This is a genomic window from Marinobacter sp. NSM, assembly GCF_052380025.1.
Lineage (GTDB): Bacteria > Pseudomonadota > Gammaproteobacteria > Pseudomonadales > Oleiphilaceae > Marinobacter.
Genome location: NZ_JBQTCK010000003.1, coordinates 379,764 through 395,782 on the forward strand (window position 1 = coordinate 379,764; position 16,019 = coordinate 395,782).

General features: G+C 60.5%; 15 protein-coding genes. 8 read left to right on the forward strand and 7 right to left on the reverse strand.

From position 1 onward, the window contains the following. Window positions 1–98: 98 nt before the first annotated feature. From trpE to ACTZWX_RS09430, 5 genes are all read left to right on the forward strand, one after another. Window positions 99–1,586 carry an anthranilate synthase component I gene (gene trpE / locus ACTZWX_RS09410; RefSeq protein ID WP_444713709.1) on the forward strand — a complete coding sequence of 496 codons (1,488 nt, stop codon included), beginning with the start codon at window positions 99–101 and terminating at the stop codon, window positions 1,584–1,586. Window positions 1,587–1,602: 16 nt separating this feature from the next. Continuing rightward, window positions 1,603–2,181, forward strand: coding sequence for an aminodeoxychorismate/anthranilate synthase component II (locus tag ACTZWX_RS09415; RefSeq protein WP_444713710.1), 579 nt, complete (start codon window positions 1,603–1,605; stop codon window positions 2,179–2,181). Between the two features lie 15 nt (window positions 2,182–2,196). Next, complete coding sequence (trpD, locus tag ACTZWX_RS09420) at window positions 2,197–3,225, forward strand: anthranilate phosphoribosyltransferase (protein ID WP_444713711.1); 1,029 nt, start codon at window positions 2,197–2,199, stop codon at window positions 3,223–3,225. A gap of 164 nt (window positions 3,226–3,389) precedes the next feature. Then, on the forward strand, window positions 3,390–4,202 hold the full coding sequence (trpC, locus tag ACTZWX_RS09425) for an indole-3-glycerol phosphate synthase TrpC (RefSeq protein WP_444713712.1): 813 nt from the start codon (window positions 3,390–3,392) through the stop codon (window positions 4,200–4,202). Window positions 4,203–4,229: 27 nt separating this feature from the next. Further along, the gene (locus ACTZWX_RS09430) at window positions 4,230–5,597 is read left to right on the forward strand and encodes an MATE family efflux transporter (protein WP_444713713.1); all 1,368 of its coding nucleotides are present in this window, start codon (window positions 4,230–4,232) and stop codon (window positions 5,595–5,597) included. On the opposite strand, the gene ACTZWX_RS09435 is transcribed toward ACTZWX_RS09430, so the two are convergent. From ACTZWX_RS09435 to ACTZWX_RS09465, 7 genes are all read right to left on the reverse strand, one after another. Further along, window positions 5,594–5,872 (reverse strand): DUF2218 domain-containing protein, encoded by a 279-nt coding sequence (locus ACTZWX_RS09435; protein ID WP_444713714.1) that lies wholly within the window; start codon window positions 5,870–5,872, stop codon window positions 5,594–5,596. The two genes, ACTZWX_RS09430 and ACTZWX_RS09435, sit on opposite strands and share 4 nt — an antisense overlap. Before the next feature lie 24 nt (window positions 5,873–5,896). Beyond that, on the reverse strand, window positions 5,897–6,682 hold the full coding sequence (locus tag ACTZWX_RS09440; RefSeq protein ID WP_152439235.1) for an ABC transporter ATP-binding protein: 786 nt from the start codon (window positions 6,680–6,682) through the stop codon (window positions 5,897–5,899). Continuing rightward, window positions 6,679–7,773 (reverse strand): FecCD family ABC transporter permease, encoded by a 1,095-nt coding sequence (locus ACTZWX_RS09445; RefSeq protein ID WP_444713715.1) that lies wholly within the window; start codon window positions 7,771–7,773, stop codon window positions 6,679–6,681. The genes ACTZWX_RS09440 and ACTZWX_RS09445 overlap by 4 nt, the downstream gene beginning before the upstream one ends. After that, window positions 7,770–8,918, reverse strand: a complete 1,149-nt coding sequence (locus tag ACTZWX_RS09450; protein ID WP_444713716.1) for an ABC transporter substrate-binding protein — start codon at window positions 8,916–8,918, stop codon at window positions 7,770–7,772. The genes ACTZWX_RS09445 and ACTZWX_RS09450 overlap by 4 nt, the downstream gene beginning before the upstream one ends. Before the next feature lie 8 nt (window positions 8,919–8,926). After that, window positions 8,927–10,900, reverse strand: a complete 1,974-nt coding sequence (locus ACTZWX_RS09455) for a TonB-dependent receptor domain-containing protein (protein WP_444713717.1) — start codon at window positions 10,898–10,900, stop codon at window positions 8,927–8,929. 88 nt (window positions 10,901–10,988) lie between these two features. Then, window positions 10,989–12,335: a histidine kinase sensor domain-containing protein gene (locus tag ACTZWX_RS09460; protein WP_444713718.1), complete on the reverse strand. Its 1,347-nt coding sequence runs from the start codon at window positions 12,333–12,335 to the stop codon at window positions 10,989–10,991. Further along, window positions 12,332–13,036: a response regulator transcription factor gene (locus tag ACTZWX_RS09465; protein ID WP_444713719.1), complete on the reverse strand. Its 705-nt coding sequence runs from the start codon at window positions 13,034–13,036 to the stop codon at window positions 12,332–12,334. Before ACTZWX_RS09465 ends, ACTZWX_RS09460 begins: the two co-directional genes overlap by 4 nt. Window positions 13,037–13,260: 224 nt before the next feature. Here ACTZWX_RS09465 and ACTZWX_RS09470 point away from each other — a divergent pair, with 224 nt between their 5' ends. The 3 genes from ACTZWX_RS09470 to ACTZWX_RS09480 are packed head-to-tail and all read left to right on the forward strand — an operon-like array spanning window position 13,261 to window position 16,009. Beyond that, on the forward strand, window positions 13,261–13,584 hold the full coding sequence (locus tag ACTZWX_RS09470; protein WP_058091478.1) for a c-type cytochrome: 324 nt from the start codon (window positions 13,261–13,263) through the stop codon (window positions 13,582–13,584). 28 nt (window positions 13,585–13,612) lie between these two features. Next, on the forward strand, window positions 13,613–14,935 hold the full coding sequence (locus ACTZWX_RS09475; RefSeq protein ID WP_444713720.1) for an FCSD flavin-binding domain-containing protein: 1,323 nt from the start codon (window positions 13,613–13,615) through the stop codon (window positions 14,933–14,935). A gap of 9 nt (window positions 14,936–14,944) precedes the next feature. After that, the gene (locus ACTZWX_RS09480; RefSeq protein ID WP_444713721.1) at window positions 14,945–16,009 is read left to right on the forward strand and encodes a YeeE/YedE family protein; all 1,065 of its coding nucleotides are present in this window, start codon (window positions 14,945–14,947) and stop codon (window positions 16,007–16,009) included. Window positions 16,010–16,019 lie beyond the last annotated feature (10 nt).

A 16,019-nucleotide genomic window follows, 5' to 3' on the forward strand; every position in this document is an offset into this window, starting at 1 on the left:
ACGGGGCTGATGGCGCATGCCTGTTTGCCCGCACCACCGGTCACAACGGTGTAACACCGTTCTGACAAAACGCAGATCAGATTTCAGGAAACCGAACCATGACACCCGAGCAATTCCACGAGCTCGCTAACGCCGGCTATAATCGCATCCCTGTGTACCGCGAAGTTCTGGCGGATCTCGACACTCCCCTCAGCACCTATCTGAAACTGGCCAGCGGGCCATACTCCTACCTGTTTGAATCGGTGCAGGGTGGCGAGAAATGGGGCCGTTATTCCATCATTGGCCTGCCCAGCCAGGAAGTGCTGAAAGTCTTCGACCACCGCATTGAGGTCAGCCGCAACGGCGAAATGGTCGAGCAGGCCGAGGTGGACGATCCCCTGGCTTTCGTGGACGACTACCAGAAGCGATTCAACGCCCCGGATCTGCCCGAGCTGCCCCGGTTCAACGGTGGCCTGGTGGGCTATTTCGGCTACGACACCGTGCGCTACATCGAAAAGCGCCTGCGCAACAGTTGCCCGCCCGACAAGATCGGTACTCCGGACATTCTGCTGATGGTCTCCAATGAAATCGTGGTGTTCGACAACCTGCGCGGCAAGCTGCACCTGATTGTGCACGCGGACTCGTCAATTGACGGTGCCTACCAGACAGCACAGGCCCGCATCGACGAACTGGAAAGCCAGCTGCACCGCCAGACCGCCAACGCACCCCGCACCCCGGAACATCTGCGCGGCAAGGTGGTGGACGAAAGCGACTTTATCTCCGGCTTCAGCCAGGACAAATTCGAAGCGGCGGTGGACAAGATCAAGGGCTACGTTCTGGACGGCGACGTGATGCAGACCGTCATCTCCCAGCGCATGTCGATCCCGTTCGAGGCACCGCCGCTGAACCTGTACCGTTCGCTGCGCGTGCTCAACCCATCGCCGTACATGTATTTCCTGGATCTGGAAGACTTCCACATTGTCGGCTCGTCTCCGGAAATCCTGGCCCGGGTGGAAGACGAGGAAGTCACCGTGCGGCCCATTGCCGGCACCCGCAAACGCGGCGCCACCGATGCCGAGGACAAGGCCCTGGAAAAAGAGCTGCTGGCCGACCCGAAAGAGATCGCCGAGCACCTGATGCTGATCGACCTGGGCCGCAACGACGCCGGCCGGGTATCGGAAACCGGCACCGTGAAGCTGACCGACAAGATGATTGTGGAGCGCTATTCCCACGTCATGCACATTGTCTCCAATGTCACCGGCCGCCTGAAACAGGGCACCAGTTGCCTGGACGTGCTGCGCGCCACCCTGCCCGCCGGCACCCTCAGCGGCGCCCCGAAAATCCGCGCCATGGAAATCATCGACGAACTGGAACCGGTGAAGCGTGGCGTGTACGGCGGCGCCGTAGGCTACCTGTCGTTCAACGGCAACATGGACACCGCCATCGCTATCCGCACTGCAGTGATCAAGGACAACACCCTGCACATCCAGGCCGGCGCCGGCGTGGTGGCAGACTCCATTCCCCGCCTCGAATGGAAAGAAACCATGAACAAAGGCCGCGCGATTTTCCGTGCCGTGGCCATGACCTACAACGACTACGACCATTGAGGCGGAGGAACAGATTATGTTGCTGATGATCGATAACTACGATTCCTTCACCTACAACGTGGTGCAGTACCTGGCGGAGCTGGGTGCAGACGTGCAGGTATACCGGAACGACGAAATCACCATTGAGCAGATCGAAGCCCTGAATCCTGAGCGGCTGGTGATTTCCCCGGGCCCCTGCACGCCCAACGAGGCAGGCATCTCCATGGACGCCATTCGCCACTTCGCCGGCAAACTGCCGATCCTGGGCATCTGCCTGGGCCACCAGTCCATCGGCCAGGTGTACGGCGGCGATATCATCCGCGCCGGGCGGGTGATGCATGGCAAAGTATCGGCGGTGTACCACAATGATATAGGCGTGTTCCGGGGCCTGAACAATCCCTTGCAGGCTACCCGTTACCACAGCCTGGTGATCGACAAGGACACCCTGCCCGATTGCCTGGAAGTCACCGCCTGGACCCGCAACGAAGACGGTTCCATAGAGGAAATCATGGGCGTGCGCCACAAGACCCTGCCCATTGAAGGTGTGCAGTTCCACCCTGAGTCGATCATGACCGAGCAGGGCCACGAACTGCTGCGCAACTTCCTGAGAACATAACAAGAGGCCGACCCCATGGACATGAAACAAGCCCTGAACCGCATTGCCTCCAACCTGGACCTGTCCCGGGACGAGATGAAGGATGTGATGCGCATCGTGATGAATGGCGAGGCCACCGACGCCCAGATCGGCGCCTTCCTGATGGGCCTGCGCTTGAAGAGCGAAACCATAGAGGAGATCACCGGCGCCACCGAAGTCATGCGCGAACTGGCCACCGGCGTGACGGTTAACGCCGAGCCTTTGGTGGATATCGTCGGCACCGGTGGCGACGGCGCCAACCTGTTCAACGTATCCTCCGCCGCCTCGTTTGTGGTGGCGGCTGCCGGCGGTTATGTCGCCAAGCACGGCAACCGGGGTGTGTCCTCGAAGAGCGGCAGTGCCGACCTGATCGAGAAAGCCGGTATCAACCTGAACATGAAGCCGGAAGAAGTCGCCCGCTGTGTCGAGCAGATCGGTGTTGGCTTCATGTTTGCCCCGGCCCATCACGGCGCCATGAAACACGCCATTGGCCCACGCCGGGAACTGGGTTGCCGGACCATCTTCAATATTCTTGGCCCCATGACCAACCCGGCCGGCGTGACCCGTCAGCTGATTGGCGTATTCACCAGGGAACTGTGCCGGCCCATGGCGGAAGTGCTGCAGCGTCTGGGCGCCGAACACATCATGGTGGTCTGTTCGAAAGACGGCCTGGATGAAATCAGCCTGGCCACCGTCACCCATGTGGCGGAACTGAAAGATGGCGAAATCACCGAATACGACCTGACCCCGGAAGACCTGGGCATCAAGAGCCGGTCGCTGGTGGGCCTGTCGGTGGATGGCGCTGATGAGTCACTGGCACTGATCAAGGCCGCTTTCGGTCGCAACCACGACGAAACCACCGAAAAAGCCCGCGACATGATCGCGCTGAACGCCGGCGCGGCCATCTATGTCGCCGGCCTGGCCAAGACGACCAAAGAAGGCGTCGATATGGCACTGGATGCCATGGGTTCCGGTTTGGCGGCTGGCAAGATGTCGGAGCTGGCTGATTTTTCTCAGTGCTTTTGATCACGCGCCTTTAACTTTGCTGCTGGGCGACCGGCTGCGGGGAGGCTTTCCAAAACACGCCCACAAGTACATCCCTGTAGGGCTTCGCTGTAGCCATCCCTGGCTACAGAGAGTTTTGGAAAGCCTCCCCGCAACCGGTCTCGCATACTTAATACGGGCCTGCTATGACTGACAGACATTTGGATAAGACTCCCACCATTCTTCGCAAGATCGTTGACCGGAAATGGGAAGAAATTGATGAGCGTAAGCCCAAGGTTTCGATTGCGGACCTCAAGGCCATGGCCGGCGACCAAGCCCCGGCACGTGGATTTGCCAACGCCCTGCGGACTCGCATTGAAGCTCAGAAGCCTGCCGTGATCGCTGAAATCAAGAAGGCCTCTCCCAGCAAAGGCATCCTGCGTGATCCGTTTGAACCCGAACGCATTGCCGAGAGCTACGAACAAGGCGGTGCGACCTGCTTGTCAGTGCTAACTGACAGAGATTTCTTCCAGGGCCACGAAGACTACCTGAAAGCCGCCCGCGCGGCCTGCAGCCTGCCGGTGATCCGCAAGGACTTCATGGTGGCGCCCTATCAGGTGTATGAAAGCCGGGCCATTGGCGCCGACTGCATTCTTCTGATTGCCGCCTGTCTGACCAAAGACCAGATGCAGGACCTGGAAGGCATCGCCCATGAGATTGGCCTGGATGTGCTGGTGGAGGTGCATGATGGCGAGGAACTGGACGATGCGCTTACCCTGAGCACGCCGCTGGTAGGCATCAACAACCGCAATCTGCACAACTTTGAGGTGTCGCTGGACACCACCTTTGAACTGCACCATCGGATTGCCGAAAACCGACTGACCATTACCGAGAGCGGGATCATGACCCGTTCAGATGTTGAGGCCATGACCAGCCGGGGCATTTACGGATTTCTGGTGGGTGAGTCTTTCATGCGCGCGCCAGACCCAGGTGAGAAACTGCAGGAGCTGTTTGGCTGATTCACAGGATAAACGGGTGAGGCAAGTATGGACGCAGAGACCGGCAAGGACTCCGACAACCCGATACTGACCGGCCCCTTCTGGCCGGTTTTTTTCCGCTATGCCCTGCCTTCCGTGGCGGGGTTACTGGCACTGACCACCGCCAACATTGTTGACGGCATCTTCATTGGCAACTTCGCTGGCGCAGATGCCCTGGCGGCCCTGAATCTGCTGATTCCCTGGTTTACCCTGCTATTCGGCATGGCGCTGGCCCTGGCCATTGGTGGTACAGTTCGGGCTGGCCGCTATCTGGGCGAAGGCAGGACCGACGCCGCATCTGCCATCTTCAGCAAGTGCCTGATGGCTACTCTGGCCCTGGCCCTGACCGGGGCGCTGGCGGGGCTGTTGTTCCATGATGGGATCTATCGTGTGCTCGGCGCCTCCCCGGACATTTACCCGCTGATGTCCGAGTATTTTCTGGTGATCATCTGGGTGCTGGTGGCTCAGCTTGTCACCATGGTGTTGTATTACTTCGTGCGGGTGGACGGTTTTCCCGGGCTGGCAACCACGGCCCTGGTAACCGGAGCCGCCGCCAATATCCTGTTGGACGCCCTGTTGGTGGGCTATCTGGATTACGGTTTGCGTGGCGCCGCCATCGCAACTGGCCTGGCCCAGGTGCTGCAGTTCGGCGTTCTGGCCCGTTATTTTCTCAAGCCGGAGCGCAAGCTGCGCTTCGGGCTTTATCAAAAACACTGGCGGGAAGTGCCCCAGGCATTTGCCAATGGCATTTCAGAGTGGATCAACGAGCTGTCGGTGGGGCTGGTCATGCTGCTGATCAACTGGCTGCTGATGACCACTCAGGGTGTGGCCGGGGTAGCCGCTTTCACCGTCGTGAACTATCTGATTTTCCTGAGCCTGATGGTGTTCTACGGCATTTCAGATGCCATGCATGTGCTGATCAGCCACAACCTGGGGGCCGGCAACGCCGAGCGTATCCATCGCTTCATGGGCTGTGGGGCAACCGTCATCCTGAGCCTGGCACTGGCGCTGGTGGTCACGGTCTGGCTGTTCGGAAACCAGGTGGTCCGGCTGTTTCTCGACACCGCCGCAGACCCCGCCACCGCCGAACTGGCCGACCGGTTCCTGACTATCCTCTTACCGTTATTCCTGGTCAACGGTATTAACGTGCTGTTGTCGGTTTACCTGACCGCCATGCACAAACCCTTCCACTCCGCCCTGGTGGCCTTTTCCCGAAGCCTGATTCTTCCTGCGCTGTTGCTGATAGGCATTGCCCAGTTCGCGCCACAGTGGCCGCTGCTGGTGGCACTACCCCTTGCCGAATGGCTCACGTTCGGGCTGGCCATGGCGCTGTTTTTGCGCTTCCGTCCGACAAAACTGATCCCGTCGTCCGTCTAATTCCAGTGAACCTCATCCACCTCATCGCCGGCAAAGCGGATGAGGTGGGAAGCTACCACCTGGCCCAGCTCCTCCAGCTCCGTCTCGGTGGGTGACTGGCACCGCATAAGCAACTTACCGTCTGCTGCTTCGAGCCGGCATTCACCGATGGAGAAAGTCAGCCTGCCATCGGTCCCGGTCCACTCAGCCTCAATCTTGTGGCGAAAGTGTTTGCACAGGCGATTGATCAGGCGACCGGGATCGGTGGTGGCCACTTGGGCATTCATGGTTGGCATGGCAGATTCCTCGACATCAGTGGGTCAGTTAACACTGGCAGATAGCGGACGATCCGCCAGCACGATGGGGTGTCCACGAGAGCATTGTTCGATTCGGGCTTCGATACCATAGGTTTTGGCCAGCAGCTCCGGCGTCAGTACCTGTGCCGGTGAACCCAGCACGGCCTGGCCGCCGGGAGACAACACCAGAACCTGGTCGCAATAGCGCAGGGCCAGATTGAGATCATGGCTGGCCACCAGGGCAATCGAGCCGGTCCGGCTGGTGGCGTCACGCACTGCGTTGAGCACGTTGAGCTGCCAGTGCAGATCCAAAGCGCTGGTGGGCTCATCCAGCAGCATCAATGGCGTCTGGCGCACCAGAACCTGGGCCAGCCCTACCATCTGGCGCTGACCACCAGACATTTCCGACAGCCGCCGAAGCGCCAGTTGCCGGATACCCAGGGTGTCGAAGATCTCTTCAATCGCCAGCTCGGTCTCTTCCCGGGACCAGTCGCCGCGAGCAGAGCGGCAGGCGCTGAATACAGTTTCGTAGGCCACCAGGGGAATGGCCTGGGGCAGTGGTTGGGGCAGGTAGCCGACACGACGAATGCGCTGGTGGGCGGTAATCGCCGCCAGGTTTTCCCCAGCAAAGGTCATGGTGCCGGCAATCGGCAGCAGGCCGGCAATGGATTTCAGCAGCGTGGACTTACCCACGGCATTAGGGCCAACCACGGCCACCAGTGAGCCCGCGGGTATCTCGGGCAGGGTAAGTCCGGTGAAGACGGATCGATTCCGGTAGCCGGCGGTCACGGATTGCAGCTTCAGGGTCACAACGCGGCCCTCCTGCTGCGGCCAATGATCAGGGTGATGAACAGCGGGATACCCACCAGGGCGGTCACAATACCCACAGGCAATACCACTCCCGGCACCAGCAGCTTGCTGGCGATGGATGACAACGACAGCAGGACGGCCCCGGCCAGGGCGCTGCCCGGCAGCAGGAAACGGTGATCTTCCCCCAGCATCAAGCGGGCAATGTGGGGTGCCACCAGGCCGATAAACCCGATTTCGCCAACGAAACACATGGCCGCCGCCGTCAACAGGCTAACCCGCATCAGCACCACCAGGCGCATGCGCTCCACCCGGATGCCCAGACTGCGGGCCTGCTCTTCACCACTGCACAGCAGGGTCATGGCCCAGGCATTACGAAGTGAAAACGGCAGGCACACCGCCAGCACCAGGGCCACGATAGCCACTTTGTCCAGACTGGCCCTGGCCAGGCTGCCCATGGTCCAGAACACAATCTGCTGGACCGACTCGGCGTCGGCCATGAACTGGATCAGGCCGACCACCGCGTTGATACCGAATAACAGGGCAATACCGAACAGCACCACCGCATGCACCGAAGCGCCCAGGCTACGTGACAGTACCAGAACCAGTAACGAGGCGGCCGCAGCAAACACAAAAGCCGACAGCGGCAACAGCGCATGGGCCGCCAGCCCCAATACCGAAACATTGAAGGCGATAACCAGCGACGCCCCCAGGGTGGCAGCCGCGCCGACGCCCAGGGTAAACGGGCTGGCCAGGGGGTTGTTCAGTACGGTCTGCATCTCGGCGCCGGCCAGGCCCAGGCAGGCGCCTACCACCACCGCCATCAACGCATAGGGCAGCCGGATGTCCTGAATGATCACCAGGGTGCCGGCATTAAGGCTTTCAGGATTCAGCAGCCCGCGAATCACGTCCAGCAAACCCAGCATGGCCGGCCCCGAGGCAATGTCCACCAGCAAAGCAGCCACCGCCGCAGTCACCAGACTGGCCAGACACAGTACCCGCCGGAACACAAAACGGCGGTACTGGCTCGCCAGCCCGCCATCCGCCGGCGTGCCTGTCCGGTTGGCGGCAGCGCCTGCACTCGGCGACGTCATAGCGTTTCCTCGCCAAGCGTGATCCAGTAACGGCCATCCAGGGGCACTGGTTGAAACTCCCGGTAAAAGGTTTCCAGGGTTTGCCCCGGGTCCAGTTCAGACAGCGCCTCCGGGTGCAGCCAGCGAGCCAGCGCCTGAACCGCTACCACGTTCATCGGTGTGTTGTAGAAGTGATGCCAGATCGCCATGGCCCGCTGCTCCCGGATTGGCTCCAGGGCCCGAAGCCCGGGCCGGTCCGTCGCTCGGCGGAACGACTCGCGGGCCATCGGCCCATCAACACCTGCCCCCAGCATCACATAGGGCTGATCCGCGTCGGACACCTGGTAATTGCGCGAACCAATGGCCGTGGCCAGATAGCGATCGGGAGGGTCACTGAGCAGATACTCCAGATTCATCACACCGGAAACCCCGGGGACTCGGTCTGCCGCCACATTGCGCCCGCCCGCGGCGTCAATGAAGCGCCCCATCATTCCACGGACCATGGTTTCGCAGCAGCTGTCATGCAGGCCTAACCGGCTGTGGAGAAACACCCTGGGCCGGTTGTCCAGAGGGATGTCAGATACCACCTCACTGACCCGTGCAAGCTCCTCCCGGTAGAAACGGTTGAACCTCTGCGCCTCCTGCTCTCGGCCAAGCACATCTCCCAGCAGTGCCATACTTCGGGGTGTATTGACCAGGGGCTGCTGTCGGAAATCGACAAACACGACCGCCACGCCCGCCCGCTCAAGGCGCTCAATCAACGCCCTGTTGTGGGCGCCGGGACCATGGCCCTCCAGGCTGAAGATGGCCAGGTCGGCCCCGATGGCCAGCACCGATTCCAGACTGAAACTGTCGGCAGATGCATGCCCCACCTTGGGCACCTCCGCCAATGCGGGAAAGCGTTTCAGGTACTGGGCATAACCTCCAGGGTCGGTCTGTTCAAAATCCGGCAATATGCCAGCCAGGCGATCAATCGTTGCATCGCCGTCCAGAATGGCCAGCGCCGGTATATAGCGGCTCTCACCCAGTATCACCCGGTTCACGGACTCGGGGATGGACACCTGCCGGTCGGCCAGGTCCGTGACGGTTCTCGCCGCCTGGACCACACCAGCCTGGATCAGAAGAACGCCGCCCAGCAGGGCGGCGACAAACGGTGACAATGCCATCAGCAACCTCAGAACCGCATGGCCAGGCCAAGGCGAATATCACGACCGGGTTCGGGCATACCGACAATGCCTTCGTAGTCTTCGATATGCTGGTAATCGGCGTTACTGGCGTGATCCAGGTACTGCTTGTCACCGACGTTCTTGACCGTGAGGGTCAGTCTCAGGTTTTCACTGCCGGTGGGCAGCCAGTGGACAAACACGTCGTGTACGCCGTAGCCGGGCTTGTCGATGGTACCCACAGAGGTTTCCAGGCCATCAATACCCTTGACGAACCGGCCCTGCCAGCCGAACTCCAGGTTGCGGTCCCAGCGGTAGGCCAGATCAGCAATCCAGGTGTCGCCCATGGTGTTGCCAAGCAGGTTATGCTCGTAAACGGTCAACGGCTGGCCATCCACTTCGGCATCGTTGCTGTGGAAACTGAGCCCGGCAGACAGCGCCTGCCACTGGTAACCGGTTGAAATCAGGTAGCCATCAGACTCCAGGTCACCAATGTTCTTGTAGATGGACTCCCGGAAAGGCAGCAGCGGGTCGGCAATCGCATCCTTGATCTCGGAACGGTACACCTCCGCAGACAGGCGGAAGCGGTCATAGCGGTAATCGAAACCGACTTCGGTATTACGGGCCTTTTCCCCCTTCAGGTCGGGATCGTTTTCCGAGCCTTCCAGTTTGAAGGAGTCCTGGGTGGTGGGCCCACGAAATGCCTCGGCATAGCCGGCCTTCAGCGTCAAACCGTCGACCACCTCCCAGGCCAGGTTGGCGCTCGGACTGACCTCGTCCTCACTGAAGCGCTGGTCATTGTTGTCCTTGAGCCGGTAGTCATCATAGCGGGCACCGGCACTGAACAGCAGACGGCTGGTGAGCCATACATCACCCTGGAGGTAGATACCCAGCACTTCACCGGTCTGCTGTTCGGCTTTCTTGTCGTCCTCGTAGCCGGCGTTGACCTTGTCTTCCCGGTAGTCCACACCGTAGGTGAGGCTGTGCTCACCGAAACGGCTGGTATTGCGGAGGTCACCGCCGGTGTTCTTGCTGAACCCGAAGTAGCGACCCCAGCGGTCCTCAACGTTCTGCTCGATGTCGGACTCGGTGTGGTAAACGGTTGCTTCCAGATCCACCAGGGCATTGCCGGAGGGTGCGAATCCGTAATTCAGAGTGGTGGTATCCCGGCGGCCATCAAGGTCGTACAGGCGATTGAAACCACTGACGATCCACTGTGGGCGCTGGGGCCGTTCTCCCTTGTCGGTGCGGACTTCGTGACTGAGTTTCAGGGTCTGATCGGCCGGCAACTGGCCCACCAGTTTGGCAAAGCCAAGCTGTTGACGGGCATCGCTGCCGGCAACACGCTCACCGTTCCCATCCTTGAAGGGCTCGTGATCACTCTGGCTGACAGACACCAGGGTGCTCCAGTTATCGCTCAGCCGGCCAAAGGCTGTGCCGCTTGCCTTGTAGCCGTCGGTGTTGGAGAAAGAACCCAGCTTGACCAGGGCACCAGCGTTTTCTCCCGGTCGCAACAGGTCTTCCGGATCCCGGGTCACGAAACGGATTGAACCACCCAGGGCACCGGCGCCATCCGTGGCCCGACCGGCCCCGGCGTTGACCTCAACCTGTTTGAGCAGCTCAGGTTCCACCGACAGACGGCCGGAGTGATGAAACAGCGCCCCGGCCTGGGTGGCGCCATCCACTGACACGTTCAGCAGGAGATCTTCAAAGCCGCGCACATAGACTTTCTGGGCAATGCTGTTCGAACCACCCACATTGACATCCGGGCGGCCGGCAAACACGTCGTTCAGATCATCCGCCTGGTAACGATCCAGGTTCTGCCGGTCAATGACGATATCGCTGGCAGCTTCCCGCTCAGCGGTCACCTGTATCGGCTCAAGGGACACCGGGTCTGCATGGGCCAGGGGGGATGCGGCCAGGGCAAGCCACAAGGCTTTGCGACGAAAACCACCCACTCGGGATTCAGTTCCTAGATTTGCCATGGGTACTGCGCTCCAATACTGAAAATGATTCCTATTTGGGGCGCATTCTTGATTAGAAAATCGAGGAAGTGAACGACTTTTACATTTGTTACAAACGTGACGCAGGAAACCACAGATCCATTTGAAGTCCCCGGCCGGGCCGATTCCGAGCCTGAATCCAGCCACCAATGGCCTCAACCTGACGACGAGCCAGGGATAGCCCCAGTCCATGCCCGCCTGGCCCGGACTGACCGGTGCGGGAGGCCCGAAAGAATGGCTTGAAGATCAGATCAAGCTGCTCGGCCGGTACGCCCGGACCCTGGTCGCTGACCGACAGCCGGTATCCGTTGTCCTGGGGCTCCAGCACGATCCGGATACAGCCCTCCGCCGGTGTGTAGTGACAGGCATTACGCACGACATTCTCAACCGCCTGGGCTATGGCCCGGTGACTGCTTCCCGCCAGCATGGCCTGATCGGGCAATTCGGCCACAATCCTGCGGCTGGAGTTCTCGTAACGGGCATCCTCAACGATGGTGTCCACAAGGTCGGTCAGGTTCAGGTCTTCGTTGCCCAGGTCCGGCTGTTCGTTCTCGAGCCAGGCCAGCGTCAGGGTATCTTCCACCAACGCCCGCATCAGATCACACTCCCGCCGGATACGCGGCAGGAAATGGTGAGTATCAATGCCTTCCTCAACGCAACTGACGGCCATATCGATCCGGGTCAACGGGGTTCGCAACTCGTGAGAGAGGTCAGCAATCAGACGGCGCTGGGACAGGATCAGATCGCCAATACGCTCCGCCATGCGGTCAAAGGTATCCGCCAGAGCGGTGAGTTCATCATTACGATTACCCAGAAGGGCACGCACCCGGGTTCCCAGGTTACCTTCACTGAACTGACGGGTAGCCAGTTCCAATTGACGGATGGGATTCATCACATGCCGGTAAATGACCAGCGACAGCACCAACAGCACCACCAACGGCAAGGCCACTTTCAGGAACAGCTTCATCTCCGGCAGGTAGGTGCCCGGGCGCATCCGTTGCGGCAGGGTAATCAGAAAATGGGTGTGGCCATCGGCAAAGGTCATGTCCATGATCGGGTTGTCCGCGAAGTAGAGATGGATTTTCCACTCTACGTTCCGGCCAAGACGAAAGCCTTCCATAAACTGCCCGGACAACTCACTTCCAGCCAGCGGCTGCACCGACGACCGCACCACCGCCGCCCAGGTATCCTCCTGCACCTGAAGGTTTTCCAGCCAGTCTGCCAGCGCCTGTTCATCGCCGGATAGGTATAGTCGCTCGGCCGTTCGCCCCCATTGCTTCAGAGTGTCCTGATGGTGCTTGGCGATAAAGCTCATCTGCTGCTCGGTGGTGTCCCCCAGAAAGGAGATCACCCAGACCAGCACCAGCGTACCCAGGGCCAGGGTGCCGCAAAGGCGCCACCAGAGTTTTCGGTTCACAGAAAACAGTACCCCCGGCCATGGACAGTCTGCAGGCGGTCAGCCGCCATGCCGGCCTCAACCAGCTTGCGGCGCACCCGGCTCAAATGCATATCCAGACTCCGGTCATAACGGCTGAACTCCTTTTCCAGCACCACCTGGTACAGGTAGGGTTTGCTGAGAGTCTCCGACTGGTGCAGGACCAGCATCCAAAGCAGTCGAAACTGGATGGGCGTCAGGCAAATTGCCTCGCCGTTGCAAACCACCGACAGACTTGCGCGATTGAGCGTCAGATTACCAACCAACAGTTCCGTGGGGTCGGCACGCTGGTCGCCTGCCTTGAGGGTGCGCCGGAGCAGTGCTTCGATCCTGAGCAGCAATTCGGTAAAGCTGAACGGCTTGGGCAGATAATCGTCCGCACCCTGTTGGTAACCCAGGATACGCTCCTCCTCGGCGCCACAGGCGGTCAACATCATGACCGGCGTCTGGCGGGTCTTTCGCAGGCGCTCCAGGACATCAAACCCGTTCATCCTGGGCAACAACACATCCAGCAGGATCAGGTCCAGCCGCAGGCTGAGCCCGTCAAGCAGGGCCTGGTCGCCCTCAAAGCACTGTTGAACCTGATACCCCTTGCTGGTCAGCAGCCCTGATAGCTGATCGCTCAGGGTCTGGTCGTCTTCAACAATCAGGATTCTTGGGCGGGACTGGGTACCAGAGGACATTACCGGGCAACCTTAACTTATCAATTCACCTTATCATATGCAGTTGATTATCATTTATCAATCACGCGACTGCCAACGTTGAGACTTATTCCCAGGAACCCGAAATAACCAGGAATTCTAATAACCAAAGCGAATATCATATACCCCCATATTATTGGCCTACCCAAGGTCTGGCCCAGTAAATTAGCTGTTCTATCATCCAGTTAATCCGGGCAGACCACTCCATGAAGACAAGATTCGCTCTGACCTTTGCCTTGCTGCTGCCGGCCTTGCCGGCGCTGGCTGACGACCAGGCAAATGCCGCGCAAACCGCGCTGCTCGCCGCGTCATGCGCCAACTGCCACGGGACCGATGGCAAGCTGGCCGGTGTTATCCCGGCAATCGCCAACCGGCCCGCCACAGCGCTTGAAAACCAGTTGATGGAGTTCAAGCACAGTGACTCCACCCGGGCCACCGTCATGCCGCGGATTGCCAAGGGCTATTCCGATGACGAACTGAAAGCCCTGGCCCAGTATTTCTCGCGCATCGGCTCCGCCCAGCAGCGCTGATTATCACCACGACAGAAGAATCGAGACCATGACCAAATCAAACATCAAGAATCAGGGCCTGAACTCGTCCCGTCGTGATCTGCTCAAGTTGATGGGCGCGGCCTCTGCCCTGCCTCTGCTGGGCGCCTGCAGCAGCCTTGGCGGGCCAAGCCGTAAAGACCTGTCGGCAAGGGTTGTGGTGGTTGGCGGCGGCTTTGGTGGCGCCATCGCCGCCAAGTACCTGAAGCGCAACGCACCGGATCTGGACGTCACTCTGATTGAACCCAACAAGGTGTTCTACACCTGCCCGTTCTCGAACCTGGTACTGGCGGGCATGCGCACCATGGACAGCATCAGCCACAACTACAACGAGCTGCGTGAGCTGGGTGTCCGGGTCGTTCACACCACGGCCCAGGACGTTGACCCGGTGTCCCGCACGGTCAGCCTTGGCGATGGCAGCAGCATCCGTTATGAGAAACTGCTGTTGTCTCCGGGCATTGATATTCGCTGGAACGCCATCGAAGGTTATGACCAGGCCGCGGCAGAACAGGCGCCCCATGCCTGGAAGGCCGGCGACCAGACCCGACTCCTGCGCCGCCAGATCGAAGCCATGGACGACGGCGGGGTGTTCGTTTTGACGGCGCCCGCCAATCCGTTCCGGTGCCCGCCCGGGCCCTATGAACGGGCCAGCCTGGTGGCCCATTACCTGAGCCAGCACAAACCGCGCTCAAAGGTGCTGATCCTGGATGCCAAGGACAACTTCTCCAAGCAGGGCCTGTTCATGCAGGGCTGGAAAGACGTGCACGGCGACCGAATTGAGTGGGTCGGGCTGTCTGGCGACGGCAAGGTAACTCGCGTTGATGCCGGCAAGCGGGAAGTGGAAACCGAGTTTGGCACCATTCACAAAGCCTCGGTGCTGAACGTGGTGCCGCCCCAGAAGGCCGGCTTTATTGCTGACCGGGCGGGCGTGACCAATGAATCCGGCTGGGTGCCGGTAGACCCGGTTACTTTCGAGTCCACCCAGGTAAAAGACATCTACGTGGTGGGCGACGCCACCATTGCCGCTCCGATGCCGAAGTCCGGCTTTGCCGCCAACGCCCAGGGCAAGGTGGCCGCGGCGGCCATTATTGCCGCCCTGGAAGGGCAGCGGCCGCTGGAGCCGTCCTGGGCCAACACCTGTTACAGCCTGATCAACCCGGAATACGGCATTTCCGTGGCTGCGGTGTACCGGATTCAGGAAGGCCTGATTCACGAGTCCTCCGGCGGTGTCAGCCCCAGCGATGCCAATGCAACCTTCCGCAAACTGGAAGCCGATTACGCGTCGGGCTGGTACAGCGCCATCACTCAGGACACTTGGGGCACACGCCGCTAGGCCGGGACGATGGGTAACCTGTTTGCAAACCACCTGAGCGCCGTGCTCTGGGCCGGCGCCCTGCTCGGCGCGGCATACGGCATGATCGCCCAGTGGAGCCGATTCTGTCTGCTGCGGGGCCTGTATAATCGCTGGCAGCAGAACGACAGCCGCCGGCTCAGGGCCTTCGCCCTCGCCATGGCGGTCGCGCTGGTCAGCAGCCAGTGGCTGGCCTGGCAGGCAGGCATCAACCTCACCCGAACCCCCTACCACCCCACCAGTTTACCAGTGGCCGCCCTGCTTATTGGCGGCCTGCTGTTTGGCTATGGCATGGCCCTGGCCAACGCCTGTGGCGCCCGCTCGCTGGTGTTGCTGGGCACTGGCAATCTGCGCTCGTTACTGGTGTTGCTGGTTCTTGGCATTGCTGCCTATATGACCATGTCTGGCGTGCTGGCTGAATTCAGGTTATGGATGGAAGATCTTTACCGCCCAACCCTCCCGGCCACCGATCTGACCCTGCTGACGACGCCCCTGGGGCTCGACACCGCTACCGGTCGCCTGGTTCTGTCCGGTGCTCTGTCTCTGGCATTGATTGCCTGGGCACTGTCTTCCCAGGCATTCCGAACCTCGCCGCGGGACTGGCTTGGCGGGCTGCTGATCGGGCTTCTGGTGGCTGCAGGCTGGTGGATCACCGGGGTACTGGGCGCAGACGATTTTGACCCGGTTCGGCTGGCGTCTCTCACCTTTGTCGCACCGGTGGGCGACAGCCTTCAGTACCTGATGCTCTCCACCGGCACATCACTGCGCTTCGGGGTTACCGTGGTAGCGGGTATCGTAGTCGGTAGTCTTCTGGTGTCGCTGCTCACCCGGGAGTTTGCCTGGCAAAGCTTCACCAGCCCGGGCCACAATGGCCGTGCCATTGTCGGTGGTTTCCTGATGGGCGTGGGCGGCATCATGTCGGTAGGCTGCACACTGGGCCAGGGACTCAGTGGTTTTTCCACTCTGGCAATTTCCAGTTTTCTTGCCCTTGCCGGTATAGTAGCAGGCTCACGCCTGGCGCTTCGTTTCAGTGGCGGCGGTGCTGCCAGCCGCTAAGCGCACGGCC